Source organism: Sapientia aquatica (assembly GCF_004358105.1).
In the GTDB taxonomy this organism is placed as follows: domain Bacteria; phylum Pseudomonadota; class Gammaproteobacteria; order Burkholderiales; family Burkholderiaceae_D; genus Solimicrobium; species Solimicrobium aquaticum.
Genome location: NZ_SMYL01000002.1, coordinates 466,735 through 482,435 on the forward strand (window position 1 = coordinate 466,735; position 15,701 = coordinate 482,435).

15 protein-coding genes are annotated in these 15,701 nt (G+C 47.7%); 14 read left to right on the top strand and 1 reads right to left on the bottom strand.

Features of this window, described 5'->3' with window-relative positions:
• The first annotated feature begins 93 nt into the window (after positions 1-93).
• Together E2I14_RS06135 and E2I14_RS06140 are read left to right on the top strand one after the other, a co-directional pair.
• Positions 94-927, top strand: coding sequence for an EI24 domain-containing protein (locus E2I14_RS06135; RefSeq protein WP_133326494.1), 834 nt, complete (start codon positions 94-96; stop codon positions 925-927).
• Positions 928-950: 23 nt separating this feature from the next.
• Positions 951-1,736 carry a competence/damage-inducible protein A gene (locus E2I14_RS06140; protein ID WP_133326496.1) on the top strand — a complete coding sequence of 262 codons (786 nt, stop codon included), beginning with the start codon at positions 951-953 and terminating at the stop codon, positions 1,734-1,736.
• Between the two features lie 55 nt (positions 1,737-1,791).
• On the opposite strand, the gene E2I14_RS06145 is transcribed toward E2I14_RS06140, so the two are convergent.
• Positions 1,792-2,241 carry a rhodanese-like domain-containing protein gene (locus E2I14_RS06145; protein WP_133326498.1) on the bottom strand — a complete coding sequence of 150 codons (450 nt, stop codon included), beginning with the start codon at positions 2,239-2,241 and terminating at the stop codon, positions 1,792-1,794.
• A gap of 477 nt (positions 2,242-2,718) precedes the next feature.
• Here E2I14_RS06145 and glnA point away from each other — a divergent pair, with 477 nt between their 5' ends.
• The 12 genes from glnA (at position 2,719) to flhC (ending at position 15,692) form a co-directional block, all read left to right on the top strand.
• Entirely contained in the window at positions 2,719-4,134 is a 1,416-nt protein-coding gene (glnA, locus tag E2I14_RS06150) for a type I glutamate--ammonia ligase (protein WP_133326500.1), read from the top strand.
• Between the two features lie 221 nt (positions 4,135-4,355).
• Positions 4,356-4,811 (top strand): DUF4124 domain-containing protein, encoded by a 456-nt coding sequence (locus E2I14_RS06155; RefSeq protein WP_133326502.1) that lies wholly within the window; start codon positions 4,356-4,358, stop codon positions 4,809-4,811.
• Between the two features lie 120 nt (positions 4,812-4,931).
• Positions 4,932-6,008, top strand: a complete 1,077-nt coding sequence (gene glnL, locus E2I14_RS06160; protein WP_133326504.1) for a nitrogen regulation protein NR(II) — start codon at positions 4,932-4,934, stop codon at positions 6,006-6,008.
• A gap of 26 nt (positions 6,009-6,034) precedes the next feature.
• Positions 6,035-7,561, top strand: a complete 1,527-nt coding sequence (ntrC, locus tag E2I14_RS06165; protein ID WP_133326506.1) for a nitrogen regulation protein NR(I) — start codon at positions 6,035-6,037, stop codon at positions 7,559-7,561.
• Positions 7,562-8,013: 452 nt separating this feature from the next.
• Entirely contained in the window at positions 8,014-8,841 is an 828-nt protein-coding gene (locus E2I14_RS06170) for an HDOD domain-containing protein (RefSeq protein ID WP_133326508.1), read from the top strand.
• Positions 8,842-9,066: 225 nt separating this feature from the next.
• Complete coding sequence (locus E2I14_RS06175; RefSeq protein ID WP_133326510.1) at positions 9,067-11,202, top strand: DNA polymerase III subunit gamma/tau; 2,136 nt, start codon at positions 9,067-9,069, stop codon at positions 11,200-11,202.
• Between the two features lie 82 nt (positions 11,203-11,284).
• On the top strand, positions 11,285-11,611 hold the full coding sequence (locus E2I14_RS06180) for a YbaB/EbfC family nucleoid-associated protein (protein ID WP_133326512.1): 327 nt from the start codon (positions 11,285-11,287) through the stop codon (positions 11,609-11,611).
• On the top strand, positions 11,611-12,207 hold the full coding sequence (gene recR, locus E2I14_RS06185; protein ID WP_133326514.1) for a recombination mediator RecR: 597 nt from the start codon (positions 11,611-11,613) through the stop codon (positions 12,205-12,207). The genes E2I14_RS06180 and recR overlap by 1 nt, the downstream gene beginning before the upstream one ends.
• Before the next feature lie 10 nt (positions 12,208-12,217).
• Complete coding sequence (locus E2I14_RS06190) at positions 12,218-13,471, top strand: CaiB/BaiF CoA transferase family protein (protein ID WP_133326516.1); 1,254 nt, start codon at positions 12,218-12,220, stop codon at positions 13,469-13,471.
• 41 nt (positions 13,472-13,512) lie between these two features.
• Complete coding sequence (dnaQ, locus tag E2I14_RS06195) at positions 13,513-14,208, top strand: DNA polymerase III subunit epsilon (RefSeq protein ID WP_133326518.1); 696 nt, start codon at positions 13,513-13,515, stop codon at positions 14,206-14,208.
• 545 nt (positions 14,209-14,753) lie between these two features.
• Positions 14,754-15,071, top strand: a complete 318-nt coding sequence (flhD, locus tag E2I14_RS06200; RefSeq protein ID WP_133326520.1) for a flagellar transcriptional regulator FlhD — start codon at positions 14,754-14,756, stop codon at positions 15,069-15,071.
• A gap of 63 nt (positions 15,072-15,134) precedes the next feature.
• A complete protein-coding gene (gene flhC, locus E2I14_RS06205; RefSeq protein ID WP_133326522.1) occupies positions 15,135-15,692 on the top strand; it encodes a flagellar transcriptional regulator FlhC in 558 nt (185 codons plus the stop codon).
• Positions 15,693-15,701: the final 9 nt, after the last annotated feature.

A 15,701-nucleotide genomic window follows, 5' to 3' on the forward strand; every position in this document is an offset into this window, starting at 1 on the left:
TTGCGCAATTATTGTCATTAAATTAGCAAAACAGAGTTTGCCTGCCGAGCGAGTCCGTTTAATGCCGCAGCAGGCGTATTTTCCGGAGAGTAAATGAAGATTGTTTTAAAGTCGTACGGGCGTGCATTTTTGATGCAATTTAATATCGGTATGCTGTTGTTGTCACTGCTGCCGAGCTTGTTCGCGCTCGGCTTGTGGGCGGTGGTGTTGTATTACAGTTTGCAGCCATTGATTGATTTTTTGCAGCAGCTTTTTTTGGAAAATAACGGCTTTCAACTCGCTGGTGATGTGCTCAACTTTTTAGGATTGATCGCCTTAAAAGCGGTGATTGTGCCATTGATTGCGATGTGGTTGTTGCTGCCGTTTATGCTGCTTACAGCCTTGCTGTTTGTCGCTTTTATTGCGATGCCGCTGATAAATCGCAAGGTGAGCAAACGTTACTACCCGGATTTAGAAAAATTAAAAGGCGGTGGTTGGTTGAGCAGTATTTGGTTCGCGCTATTGTGTTTGGTGATTTTTATTTTGCTGTGGTTAATCAGTTTGCCGCTGACCTTATTTATGCATTTAGGTCTTGTCATTCAGCCGCTGTTGCTCGGTTGGATTACCTATCGAATTATGGCTTATGACGCGCTAGCACATCATGCGAGTGCGGACGAGCGCCACCAGATTTTGCGTCAACATCGCTGGCAATTGTGGAGCGTCGGCGTTGTGACTGGCTTACTCGGTGCATTGCCCGGCATGATGTGGATGGGCGGTGTTTTATCGATCGTGTTTTTACCGGTATTGGCGGCAATAGCGATTTGGTTGTACGTATTAGTTTTTATGTTTTCAGGATTGTGGTTTCAGTTTTTTTGCCTCGATGCATTACAACAATTGCGCCAACAGTCGGTGCTTGTGAATGCGCCGCTGGTTGCTGATCCAATCTAATTTTGTAGAGAAAGTGGAACATCATGGCGATAGGTTTAATTATTATTGGTGATGAAATTTTATCGGGCAAGCGTAGCGATAAACATTTTTCAAAAGTCGTTGAATTGTTGACTGCGCGCGGCTTACAGCTCGATTGGGCGGAAATTATTGGCGATGATCCAGCACGCATTACCGCGACCTTGAGCCGCACGATGGCGAGCAAAGACATTGTGTTTTGCTGTGGTGGAATCGGCGCAACGCCCGACGACCATACGCGCCAATGCGCTGCGGCAGCGATGAATGTGGATTTGGAATTGCACCCAGAAGCGAAAGTATTAATCCAGCGTCGCATCACCCAAACGGCCGAGGCTGCGGGGCAAGAAGTGGATTTAAATACGGCCGATAATTTGCATCGCTTAAAAATGGGCGAGTTCCCCAAAGGTGCGCAAATTATTCCGAACTCGTTTAATTTGATTCCGGGTTTTTCGGTTTTTAATCACTACTTCGTGCCAGGTTTTCCGGTGATGGCCGAACCGATGATTACTTGGGTACTGGATACGCATTACTCGCATTTATTCCACCAGCATGAGCGCGCAGAAAAATCGGTTTTAGTGTTTGAAATTGCCGAATCATTGCTCACACCGATGATGGAACAATTGGAAGCGGATTTCCCATTAATTAAAGTATTCAGTTTGCCCAGCGTAGGCAATCATCAAATTCGACGTCACATCGAACTCGGCGTCAAAGGCGATCCTGCTCAAGTTGAGCAAGCCTTTGCCGTGCTGGAGCAAGGATTGCAGAAATTTAATGCCGAGTATGTTGCGGCTTAATGGATGTTTGAAGCAGGTCACGTGATTGCCAGCGCGACCTGCTGATGTTGACGATTTACGCGCCGCGCCAAGGTAGGCCAGCGTGGCACCAACCACCCACCGTTTTGCGATGACCATTTTGGTCTTTATCGCCCTCAAATCCCTCCAAAATATCGTAGCACTGGCTGTAGCCATGTTCGGTGGCGAGTGTCGCTGCTGAGCGTGAACGCACGCCGGAACGGCATAAAAATAGCAGAACCGAATCTTTGCTCGCCACTTGCGCTAATTGCGCTAAAAAATCGGGATTGGATTTGGTGGGATATAAATTCCATTGCACGGCAAAGGATTGCGCCGGATTGATCTCGACCTTGCCGACCCAATCGCGTTCTGCATCGGTGCGTACATCGATTAACAAGATGGCGGGATTTGCTTGCAATAATTCAAACGCCTCTTGTGGGGTTACGGCACCTGCATACGGTAGGCCAGCGGAGCGCTGCTGAATTTGTTCAAAAATAGCTTTGGTCATGGGAAGTCTCGGTAAGGTTGGCCGCCGTTGGAAATGGTTTGGCTTGGCCGGTTTTTAATTGCTGAAAGGATTAAATAGTATTTTTCCTGTGCAAGTCAATAAACCACTAACTCTGTTGGTCGCACTCGTATAAAATCAGCGAAGTTTTCCCGAATGCAAAAATAGACCTGATCGGTTACCGCAAAATGGATGCGCTCCATTTTGATGCGCGTTTGGTGTTCGAAAACAGTTTTGCACCAATTTGGCAATTCCGTCAGTTTATTTGCACTATTTTGGTGCTTAGTTGGCTGGCTTACTGAATATGTTCACTTCGGCTTGGTGTGAAATGTGACAGTTTTGCTTAAAAAAGTAGCGGTTGGTAATGTGGCATGAAATATGCTTATTTTTGGTGCGCGACGGAACGAGTCTGGCTTTCTTGGTAGTAAGTACAGCCTTGGTTCTCAACAATTCTAGTTGTTTTTTTTAAAGGAGTTTGGCATGGCAAGGACAGCGGCAGAAGTATTGAAAATGGCAACAGACAACGAAGTGAAATTCGTTGATTTCCGTTTTACTGACACACGCGGCAAAGAACAGCACGTAACTGTGCCTGTGTCGCAATTCAGTATTGATAAATTTGAATCCGGCCACGCCTTTGACGGTTCTTCTATTGCAGGTTGGAAGGGTATCGAAGCATCAGACATGTTGTTGATCCCAGATCCAGATACAGCCAATATCGATCCATTTATGGAAGAAACCACATTGTTTATGCAATGTGACGTTATCGAGCCATCCGATGGAAAAGGTTACGACCGCGATCCACGTTCGATCGCTAAGCGCGCTGAAGCGTATTTGAAATCATCCGGTTTGGGTGACACCGCTTACTTTGGTCCAGAACCAGAATTCTTCATTTTTGACGGCGTACGTTGGAAAATCGACATGTCTGGCTGCTTCGTGAAGATTGATTCTGATGAAGCGTCATGGTCAACCGATGCAAAAACCGAAGGCGGCAATTCAGGCCACCGTCCAACAGTTAAAGGCGGCTACTTCCCAGTACCACCAGTCGACAGCTTCCAAGATATGCGTTCCGAAATGTCCTTGATTTTGGAAAGCTTGGGCATCCCAGTTGAAGTGCATCACCATGAAGTTGCTGGTGCTGGCCAAAACGAAATCGGTACTAAATTCTCTACTTTGGTGGAACGTGCTGACTGGACTCAAAACTTGAAATACGTGGTTTGGAACGTTGCGCACACCTATGGCAAAACAGCGACATTTATGCCAAAACCTATCGTTGGCGACAACGGTTCCGGTATGCACGTGCATCAATCCGTTTGGAAAGATGGCAAAAACTTGTTCGCTGGCGACGGCTATGCAGGTTTGTCTGAATTCGCGTTGTACTACATCGGCGGTATCATCAAGCACGCACGTGCCTTGAATGCGATTACTAACCCAGGTACTAACTCGTACAAACGTTTGGTTCCAGGTTTTGAAGCCCCAGTTAAATTGGCTTACTCAGCACGTAACCGTTCTGCTTCGATCCGTATTCCTTACGTTGCGAATCCAAAAGGTCGCCGTGTTGAAGCGCGCTTCCCAGATCCACTGGCTAACCCATACTTGTGCTTCGCTGCCTTGTTGATGGCTGGTTTGGATGGCGTGCAAAACAAGATTCATCCGGGTGAAGCAGCATCGAAAGATCTGTACCATTTGCCACCAGAAGAAGATGCATTGATCCCAACAGTATGCGAATCGTTGGAACAAGCATTGGATTATTTGGATAAAGACCGTGAATTCTTGACACGCGGTGGTGTATTTAGCGACACCATGATCGATGCGTACATTGAATTGAAGAAGAAAGAAGTTGAGCGTTTGAACATGACAACTCACCCAGTTGAGTTTGACATGTACTACTCTTTGTAATGTTGTTAATGTAGCTTGAGTTAAGCTGACGCGATTCCAGTTGGTCGAAGTAAAGCTGGCTGGAATCGGTAAAGTTGATTTAATTTGGTTACATTTGACTTACAAAAAATGTTAAAAAAAGCGAGCTTAGTCTCGCTTTTTTTATGTTTTCTCTTGGTAATGTTGTCGTTCTTGTTTTAAACTAACAATCCGATTTGATGATTTGAAATCAGAACCAATCTATGAAACAACTCTTGATCCCGGCATTGATGTTAATCAGCGTTGGCTTGGCACATGCCGATTCGGACATCTATGTCTGTACCGATGCGAACGGCGTCAAAACCTACGGAAATGTTGGTGATGCCAAAGGTTGTAAGAAAGTAGATTTGCCCGGTTTGACCACTTTCCCAGCACCGGCAGCCAAGAAAGTCACCAAAGCTCCTGGCGATTTTCCGAAAGTAGACGATTACACCCAAAAGAAACGCGAAGCCGATCGTAAGCAAATTTTGACCGATGAATTAAAAGCCGAGCAAAAGAAATACGACGAATTAAGCGCTGAATACAAAAATGGCGAACCAGATCGCCAAGGTGGCGAACGTAATTACGCCAAGTACCAAGAACGCACCCAAGAATTGAAAGAAAGCTTAAACCGCTCACAGCAAAACATTGATGCGTTACAACGCGAGTTAGGTAATTAGAATAAATACCGGCTAACCAACATCATGCGTGTACACTGAATCGCGATCTTCAATGTCGGCATACAACTAACTTAGTTAATGAAGTGCGGCTGCCTTGGCAGCCTTTTTTTATGGTGAAGTATGGACAATACTGCGATTGGTTCTTTTGATGGATTAGACTTGCTGGCCTCCAGCGTGCTGGTATTTGATGGGCAAGGTTGCATCCGCTATGCCAACGCAGCGGCAGAGGATTTATTTAAGACTTCGCTAAAGTCTCTCATCAACCAAAAGCTGACCGATTTATTTATCAACGGTGAGGAGCTACAGAATTTATTTGAGCAAGCCTTGCAATATCAGTTTTCGGATAAGCGCCAAGATTTTGTTCTAGAGCGCGTCGGCTTTGAGCCCCTGCAAGTGCACACCACCTTTACGGTGCTGGACAATCCGATTACTCCGGTTTTGATCGAAATGCGGGAAAACGTCAAACAAATCAAGCAAGATCGGGAAGATCGCATGCTCGATCACAGTCAGGCCAATAAAGAATTAATCCGCAACCTAGCCCATGAAATCAAAAATCCGTTGGGTGGCATCCGCGGCGCAGCCCAATTGTTGGAGCTGGAATTGCCCGAGCGTGACGCCAAAGAGTTGCGTGAATATACGCAAGTCATTATCAAAGAGGCGGATCGCCTGCAAACTCTGGTGGATCGGTTATTAGCGCCACACCGTTATCCGCATATTGTCAGTGACGTCAACATCCACGAAGTCTGTGAGCGTGTGCGTAGCCTAATCATGGCTGAATTTCCGCGTGGATTAACGATACAGCGCGACTACGATTTGTCTATTCCAGACTTCCGTGGTGACTTGGAACAGTTGATTCAAAGCGTGTTAAATATTGCGCATAACGCCGCACAAGCTTTGTCCGAGCGGATAGAGCAGGGTGATGCCGAGTTAATATTTAAGACCAGAATTCTGCGCCAAGTCACCGTTGCCAAGGTGCGCTACAGGCTGGCATTAGACTTGCATATCATTGACAATGGACCGGGTATCCCGTCCGATATTGTTGATCGTATTTTTTTTCCTTTAGTGTCTGGGCGTGATGGCGGTAGTGGTTTAGGTTTAACCTTAGCGCAAACCTTTGTGCAGCAACATCTAGGCGTAATTGAATGCGAAAGTCGGCCGGGTTATACGGATTTTAGAGTGTTAATTCCGCTTCCTTAACATGGAACAAGGACGAGAAAATAAATATGAAGCCTATCTGGTTAGTTGATGATGATGAATCAATCCGCTGGGTACTGGAAAAAGCGTTAGCCCGACAAAATTTGGTGACACGTAGTTTTAGCAATGCGCGTGATGCGCTTGCCGCTTTGGAGTCCGAAACTCCACAAGTGCTGGTATCTGATATTCGCATGCACGGCATTTCCGGTTTAACCTTGCTGCAAAAAGTAAAAGAATTGCATCCGGGCCTGCCCGTGATTGTCATGACGGCGTTCTCGGATTTGGATTCCGCGGTTGCCGCGTTCCAAGGTGGTGCATTTGATTACTTGGCTAAGCCTTTTGATCTCGATAAGGCAGTGGAATTAATCCGCCGTGCACTAGAAGAGAGCTTGCGCGAGATCAATGTGGAGCAAGTCTCGTCGGAGACGCCCGAAATTCTCGGTCAAGCCGCCGCCATGCAAGATGTTTTCCGCGCCATTGGCCGTTTGGCACAATCTAATGTCACCGTGCTCATTACTGGTGAATCAGGAACAGGTAAAGAACTAGTCGCAAGAGCATTGCACAAACACAGCCCGCGTTCGGCCCAGCCGATGATTTCTCTCAACACAGCGGCAATTCCCAAAGATTTATTGGAGTCTGAATTATTCGGGCACGAACGTGGTGCCTTTACCGGTGCACAAACCGCGCGCCGTGGACGCTTTGAGCAAGCCGAAGGCGGCACCTTATTTTTAGATGAAATCGGCGACATGCCGTTTGATTTGCAAACACGCTTGTTGCGCGTTCTGTCCGACGGTCATTTTTACCGCGTCGGTGGGCACCAGCCGATTAAATCTAACGTGCGCGTGATTGCAGCCACTCATCAAAATTTAGAAAGCCGCGTGCAGCAAGGTTTGTTTCGCGAAGACTTGTATCACCGTTTAAACGTCATTCGCTTGCGTATTCCGAGTCTGCGCGAACGGCGCGACGACATCCCGATTTTGACGCGCCACTTTTTGATGCAAAGCGCCCAGCAATTGGGTGTTGAGAGCAAGCGCATGAGCGAATCGGCCATGCAGTTCTTAAGCCAACTAAATTTGCCCGGCAATGTTCGTCAGCTAGAAAATCTGTGTAACTGGATTGTCGTCATGGCACCCGGGCAAACGGTCGAAATCAAAGATTTACCGCCCGAATTATTAGAGTCTGCCGATGCCAGCGCCATGATCTTAAGTGCCCAAACTGTGGCCAATAATGACAGCGTTGCAGCGCCGGTCGATCTAAAAAATGGCCTAACTCCGCTGTCTTCGATGGTCGAATCGCATGAGCCAAATGTGACGTCTGCGATAGGAGCTGGCGCTGCCAGTTGGGTGGAATTATTGGAGCAAGAAGCATCGAGTCTGCTGGAAGCGAATCGGCCAGAAATTATGGACGACTTGAGCAAACAATTTGAAACGATATTGATAAAAACGGCGTTAAAGTTCACTCACGGACGAAAAAACGATGCCGCGATTCGTTTAGGTATCGGGCGAAATACCATTACCCGAAAGTTGGCGGAACTGGGAATCGATAGCAAGGAATAATTAAATTACATCGAATTGTGTTTTGGCGATGAAAAAAGGCGTGCTGAACTTCAGTGCGCCTTTTTTTATGCTTCGCGCCGAATAGAATTTTATTGTGCCGACAGTTCGATGCGTGAAAATTCATTGCAGCGCAATAGCAGTTTTTATTGCTTTATTGAAGCGCTTATCCTAAAACTGAATCGTGAGGAATTGCTTTGCAGTGCGGCTTAAACTTTGTCCTGACTGGATTTTTAAGCCACTTCGCGCGCAACTGAGCGTACAACTAAGCCCACCAACAAGCGGGCAACTAAGTGGGCGATTCAGTGCGCCACTAAATTTTTAAACGTAAAGAATAAAATTGAAAATTGGTATTTTTTGACATATTTTGGATAGACAGAGTGATCAATTGCGGCGCGGTTCCTGCCCGCCCGAGCGAGAACGCTTAACAACGAATTCTAATAAAGGGGAAAGTGATGAACTTCGACGCATTATTTTTACAACAACACGCATTACCTACAATCCCTAAAGTGGTTCAGGAAGTGATTGAAAGTTTTAATAATGATCACGTTTCGGTCGAAGAGATTTCTAAGAAGTTGGCTGCCGACCAAGTGTTGAGCGCCAAAATTCTGCGCTTAGCTAATTCATCTTATTACCACGTCTCGCGCAGTATTGGCACGGTGGACGATGCCGTGTTGATGCTCGGTTTTATGACGGTTCGCACTTTGGTCGTGAGCACCGGTTTGACCAATGGCTTTAAAAATGTGCCAGGTTTTGATTTGAAGAAGTTTTGGCGGTACAGCATGCACACTGCGGTGGTGTCGAAATGGTTGGCCAAACATAAAAAAACCAATTCGGATTTTGCCTTTACCGTCGGAATGATGCATGGCATCGGTCAATTGGTGATGCATGCCGCGATGCCAGAAGAAATGTTAGAAGTCGATAAAATTGCCGGCCCCTTGGATGCGCGCCGTTTTGATGTGGAGAGCAATTCGTTTGGTTATAACTTCGCTAACGTGGGCGCGGAATTGGCGACTCGTTGGAAATTTCCGGTCGATTTTGCGACGACGATACGCGCGTTTCCCCACCCTTTAGAGCATGACAAATTTGACCAAATGGCCGCCATCATCCACATCGGTGCATGGCGCGCGCGGGCGTTTGAGCATGAACTGTCAGTGGACGAATTACGCGCGACTTTCCCAATCGATCTGGCAGCCAAACTTGGCATCTCGGCTGACACAATCTTGACGGAAATGCCGCCGTTATCGGAATTGACGGAAGGTCTAGAAAGCTTAATTAGTTGACTATTTTTAGGCGTAGTTAAAGTCAGCGGCCTTAAAGCAACATGACGCAAGAATAGGCAATATTGAAATTTATTATTCATTTTGCATTAGTCTGTGCTGGTGAATTTTTTAAATTAGCCAACTTAAATGGTCGAATTTAAAAAAATCGCTAGCGGCAGACTAATTTCACTTTAACCCCTCTGTTTTGCCGCGGTTAAACCTGGTTTTTAGGTTAGAATCACGGCCATGTCATATCAAGTCCTCGCCCGCAAATACCGCCCCAAAAGTTTCCAAACTTTAGTTGGCCAAGAACACGTGGTACGTGCCTTAACGCATGCCCTTGAGCAGCAGCGGCTGCATCACGCCTATTTATTTACCGGAACGCGCGGTGTCGGTAAAACCACCTTATCGCGTATCTTGGCGAAGTCGCTCAATTGCGAGACCGGAATTACCGCAACGCCATGCGGTGTCTGCGAAGCTTGCGTGGCCATCGATGCAGGGCGTTTTGTTGACTACATCGAGATGGATGCGGCGTCGAATCGCGGTGTGGATGAGATGGCGCAGTTGTTGGAGCAAGCGGTTTATGCCCCGAGTAATGCGCGTTTTAAAGTCTATATGATTGATGAGGTGCACATGCTCACCAATCATGCGTTTAATTCGATGTTAAAAACGCTGGAAGAGCCGCCACCGCATGTCAAATTTATTTTGGCGACCACCGATCCACAAAAAATTCCCGTCACCGTGTTATCGCGTTGCTTGCAGTTTAATCTCAAGCAAATGCCAATGACCTCCATCATCGGGCATCTCGAAAACATCCTCGGCCAAGAACAAATCAATTTTGAATTGCCCGCGCTGCGTTTGTTAGCGCAAGGTGCGCAAGGCTCCATGCGCGACGCGTTGTCGTTGACCGATCAAGCGATTGCCTACGCCGCGGGCACAGTCAGTTTAGAAGCCGTGCAGGGCATGTTGGGTGCCTTGGATCAAACCTATTTAATCCAAATTTGCGATGCCTTGGCTGCTCAAGATGGCGCTGCTTTATTGGCGGTAGCTGATCAAATGGCGACCCGCAGTTTGTCGTACAAAGCGGCGCTGCAAGATTTAGCGACCTTGTTGCATCAATTAACGATTGCTCAATTAGTCCCCGCAGCGATTGCCGATGATTTGCCAGAACGCGCTGAAATTCTGCGTTTGGCGGGTTTGTTTGATGCCGAACAAATTCAACTGTTTTATCAAATTGCTGTTCACGGTCGCAATGAGCTGGGTTTAGCACCGGACGAATACGCTGGTTTTAGCATGACATTGTTGCGCATGTTGGCGTTTAGACCAGTAACGGGCGAATCGACTGGATTGCTCAATGCTCCGGCCACCAATTCTGGGCCGAGCGCGCGATCTGCAACGCCAGCGGCAAGGCCTTCGGCTGCTGCAGCAATGGCAGCGGTAACCAAGCCAACCGCTCCGGTGCGCTCCGCTCCAGCGGCGATTGCTGAGGCGCCTCCAGTCAACGCGGCTGTGCCTGTGCCGCCAGTGCAGATCAATGTCGCGGCGGAATGGAGTGCGGATGGAACCACAAACGCAAACGCGAACTCCGCTCCTAACTCAGCTAGCCCAACCAAGCTCAGCCCTGCGATGGCGGCTTTGCAAGCCTTAAATGGTAAGCGGGGAATGCCGCGTAATACGGAAACAACTCCCGCGCCGACGGCATCAGTTGCAGCACCAATAAGCTCCGCTCCTGCGCCAAGTTCTGCATCGACACCGCCTTGGGAAGAATTAGATCTAGCGACCGATCAAGAATTTTCGGCTGAAAAAAAAACTGAATTAATTCCGCAAGCGCTGCCAGAAGATGCTTTTCCGCCCGCATCGACTGAGTCATCATCGAGCCAGTCAACGCAAGAAAATAAAGCAGCCACAAGTCCGGCGGCGAGTGCGCCAGCCAAACCAGCTCCCGTTGTAATCCCGCCGCCTGACGTCACCGGTGCGCTGCTTAGCAATGGTCAGCAGTGGGATGGCGATTGGCCTATTTTGTCTGCCAGTTTGCCATTGCGCGGCGTCGCCCAACAATTGGCGCAGCAAAGCGAATTAGTATCGTGCGAAGTCACGCCTAACGTTATTACGCTGGGAATGCGCGTTCCGCTGGAAACGCTGTTGGCTTCGGGAAGCGCCGACAAACTGGCCGTTGCGTTGACAGACTTATTTAGCGTTCCTGTTAAGGTCACCACCGACATCGGCAACGTTCAACGCACAGCGCATGCCGCCGCAATTGTGGAGCGCGCCGCACGCTTGGATGCCGCAGAAATTGCCATTAAAGATGATTTGTTGGTGCAAGGTCTGATGCGTCAATTTGGCGCAACGATAGTGCCCGGTTCGATTAAACCGCTGCACTAAGTTCGCGTGAACTAAGCACCCAAGAGCAGCGTATTTTGTACAGTTTTAGTTAATCCATCAGTGTGAAATCAGGAGAAATAAAATGATGAAGGGTCAATTAGCAGGTTTGATGAAGCAAGCGCAAGCCATGCAAGACAACATGAAAAAAGCGCAGGATCAACTCGCCTTGATCGAAGTAGAAGGCCAGTCCGGCGCGGGTTTGGTCAAGGTTGTAATGACCTGCAAACACGACGTAAAACGTGTCACGATCGATCCGTCTTTATTCGGTGACGATAAAGATATGCTGGAAGATTTAGTAGCCGCCGCAATCAACGATGCGGTACGCAAAGCCGAAGCAACCTCGCAAGAAAAAATGGCTGGTTTGACTGCCGGCATGCCATTGCCACCTGGTTTTAAACTTCCGTTTTAATGAAAAAACAGGCCAGTTTAGAAGTCTTAGTTGAAGCATTGCGCCGCTTGCCGGGAGTAGGCCCTAAGTCGGCGCAGCGCATGGCCTATCATCTTTTGCAGCATGACCGCGATGGCTTAGCTGCCTTGGGTCACGCATGCAGTAATGCTGACGCACAAATCCATCATTGCGAGCTGTGCAATAACTTCACCGAATCGACTGTGTGCGAAACCTGTGTCAACAGCGACCGCGATGGCGAGTTATTGTGCATAGTTGAAACCCCCGCCGATTTGTTGATGATCGAGCAAACCATGACGTTTAAGGGTTTGTACTTTGTTTTGATGGGGCGACTCTCGCCACTCGATGGCGTTGGCCCGCAAGATATTCACTTAAGCAAACTCGTGCAACGTGCCACTAACGGTGTGGTGCGCGAAGTGATATTAGCCACTAATTTCACTAACGAAGGCGAAGCGACTGCGCATTATTTAGGTGAGACATTAAAAGCCCAAGGCCTCGCCGTTACACGCTTAGCGCGTGGTGTGCCGCTTGGTGGTGAATTGGAATATGTTGATCCGGGTACGATTGCCCGCGCCATGTTAGATCGTCGTTCAACTTAATTTTGTTGCTATGAGTTCCTCGGAAAATACCACCGGATTCGGTCCGCTCAATGGCATTAAAGTGCTGGAATTAGGCACCTTAATCGCCGGTCCTTTTTGTTCCCGCATGTTGGCTGAATTTGGTGCGTCGGTAATTAAAATCGAAGCGCCCGAGCAGGGCGATCCGCTGCGTCAATGGCGGGTATTAAAAGACGGAACATCGCTGTGGTGGAGCGTGCAGGCGCGCAATAAGCAAAGCCTCACGCTCAATATGAAAGACCCGCAGGCGCAAGAAATTGCGCGTCAGTTGGCGCTCGATGCCGACATTATTATTGAAAATTATCGCCCCGGTGTTTTAGAAAAATGGCAGCTCGGATTCGAGCAATTGCAGGCTATTAATCCAGCCTTGATTATGGTGCGTTTATCGGGTTACGGACAAACCGGCCCGCTAAGCGGCTTACCCGGTTTCGGTGCGATAGGCGAATCCATGGGCGGATTGCGTTATGTGTCTGGTCATCCCGATCGACCTCCAGTGCGCGTCGGTATTTCTATCGGTGATTCGTTAGCGGCCTTGCACGGTGTGATCGGTGCGATGATGGCGCTGCGCCATCGTGATGTAACCGGTGGTCGTTGGAACGGAAAGGCCGGTGCTGAATGTGTTGCGGGCGTTGGGCAAATGGTGGACGTGGCGTTGTACGAATCGGTCTTTAATGTGATGGAATCGTTAGTGCCAGAATACGACTATGCCGGTGTTAAGCGCGAACGCACAGGCGGCGCCTTACCCGGCATCGTGCCATCCAACACCTACACTTGCGCGGACAATGAAAACATTGTGATTGCTGGGAATGGCGACGCAATTTTTAAACGCTTGATGCAGGCAATTGAACGCGACGATTTAGCTAACGATCCAGCGCTGGCGAAGAACGATGGGCGTGTGCCCCGCACCGCTGAAATCGACGCGGCGATCCAAGATTGGTGTTCGACCAAAAACATTAGCGAAGCATTAGCAATACTCAATCAAGCCGATGTGCCGGTCGGCAAAATTTATTCGGTGGCCGACATGCTAAGCGATCCGCATTTCTTGGCGCGTCGTATGTTTGAGCAGCACCATTTTAACGATGGCACGCCGGTGAAACTTCCCGCGATCTCGCCCAAGATGTCGGTAACGCCGGGCAAAACAAATTGGTTGGGCCCTGAGTTAGGCCAACATAATCACGCGATTTTGCGCGGTTTGGGTTACACCGAAGAACAGATCGCCGAGTTGCGCGCACATAAAATTATTTAACTTGGTTCGACCTAATTACCTCTCAATTAAAGACTAACATCATGCGACAAATCGTTTTAGATACCGAAACCACAGGACTGAATCCGCGCAATGGCGATCGGGTAATTGAAATCGGTTGCGTGGAATTAATCGATCGCAAATTGACCGGCAATAATTTTCACGAATACATTAATCCCGAGCGTGATTCCGATCCGCGCGCCTTGGAAGTTCACGGATTAACGACGGAATTTTTGTCCGACAAACCTAAGTTTGCCGAGGTGGCGGGGCGCTTGAGTGAGTATTTGCAAGGCGCAGAATTGATCATTCATAACGCCTCATTTGATATGGGTTTTTTGGATGCAGAATACGAAAAATTAAATCTGCCGACCTTAACCAGCCAAGTCAGCAATGTGATTGACACCTTGGCGACGGCCAAAGAAATTCATCCGGGTAAACGTAATTCGCTCGACGCCTTATGTGACCGCTACGGTATCTCCAATTCACACCGCGTTTTGCACGGCGCGTTACTCGATTCGGAACTATTGGCTGACGTGTATTTAGCCATGTCGCGCGGTCAGAACAGTTTTTTGATTGAGGAAGAAGAAAGTTCAAACTCCTCCGCAGCTAGCACCAATATCGACCAGCCGATTGCGTCAGTAATCGTATTGAGCGCCACAGAGCAAGAACTTGATGCTCATGGGCAATTGTTGTCCGGGTTGGATAAAGCTGTTCGCGGCACTTGCATCTGGAACAGCTAGCCCCACATCCTTTTGGTTCGCTCAAATTTCTCTGCGGTAATTGTAATGTGTAAGTAAATGTTTCATTTGCGTGACAATTAAAGTCGCGCATTTTGATGCCGTTAATAAACTATCGGCAGGAAATCAGCGCTGATATTAGTTGCTGAAATTGAACTTAGCGCGGACTTCGGGCTAGGGACAAAGAAATTTAGGATTATTTTTAAATTTCGCTAAAGTCAGCGGTTTGAATGCCGATAACAACAGGAGATCAGGGGAAAAAGCACATATTTATTTGGCTTTTTACCGATTTTTTGTAGGTTTATTTTGTCAGTCTCAGACAAATAAATAGTTAAAATTTTGTTTTTATTGCTGCCTTGCGTTAATTTCTTAATGCATTTCAGGAACCGTTTGCCGGATGTAGGATAATCTCCTATGTGCGGCTATGCGTCGTCTCCTACGCCAAATACCTCCTAGAGCCTATTCTCAGTATTTTTACAAAGTCTCACAATGTTTCTCACTGGCTACAAATTCGTTGTGGCGAGGACAAACTTTCTGGGAGAACTAACATGACACCGAACGACATGATGGCGGAAATTCGTGATTCCAATCTAAGTTATTTGATGTTGGCGCAACAAATGATCCGTTCCGACAAAGTTACTGCAATTTTCCGTCTCGGCATTGGAAAAGAAATTGCTGACTTAATCGAAGGCTTAAACAATGCTCAAATTTTAAAACTGGCTGGTTCCAACATGATGTTGGCGCGCTTCCGTTTTGATGACAGCTCCATCCTTTGCATGCTCACTAACTACAACAAAGACCGCGCTTTAGCTCAATCGCACGCAGCGATTTTGATGGCTGGCCAAGCGGTTGAAGAAATTCATTAATCAATTTGTGTAAAAGATACGTGATTTTAATTGTGATAAAAATGGTGCATAACGGAGCTAATCATGGGTAAGAAGAGTGTTATTACAGAAGCGCATGAAATCCAATTAGCAATTGAGTTAGTCAACCTTGGTGCGCGGTTGCAATTATTAGAATCAGAAACTTCCTTATCGAGGGAGCGTTTGCTCAAACTCTACAAAGAGTTAAAAGGGGTATCCCCACCAAAAGGCATGTTGCCGTTTTCAACCGACTGGTTTTTAACCTGGCAGCCCAATATCCATGCCTCTTTGTTCATGAACATCCATAAATACCTCGTCGATCACGCAGGTGTTAAGGGCATCGAAGCCACAGTCAAAGCCTATAAATTGTATTTGGAACAGGTGCCCAATAATCCGAACCAAGAGAGCGTGTTGTCGCTCACCCGCGCGTGGACTTTGGTGCGTTTTTTTGAGAGCAAAATGTTGTCGTTGGCCTGTTGCAGCAAATGTGGCGGTCATTTTGTGTCGTACAAATACGATCTGCATAAGAACTATGCTTGCGGTCTGTGCCACATGCCATCGCGTGCTGGGAAGCTCAAGAAAGCCAAAGAATCGGATAAATCCGATTATGAATTAGTCGCTTGAGTAGCTAGT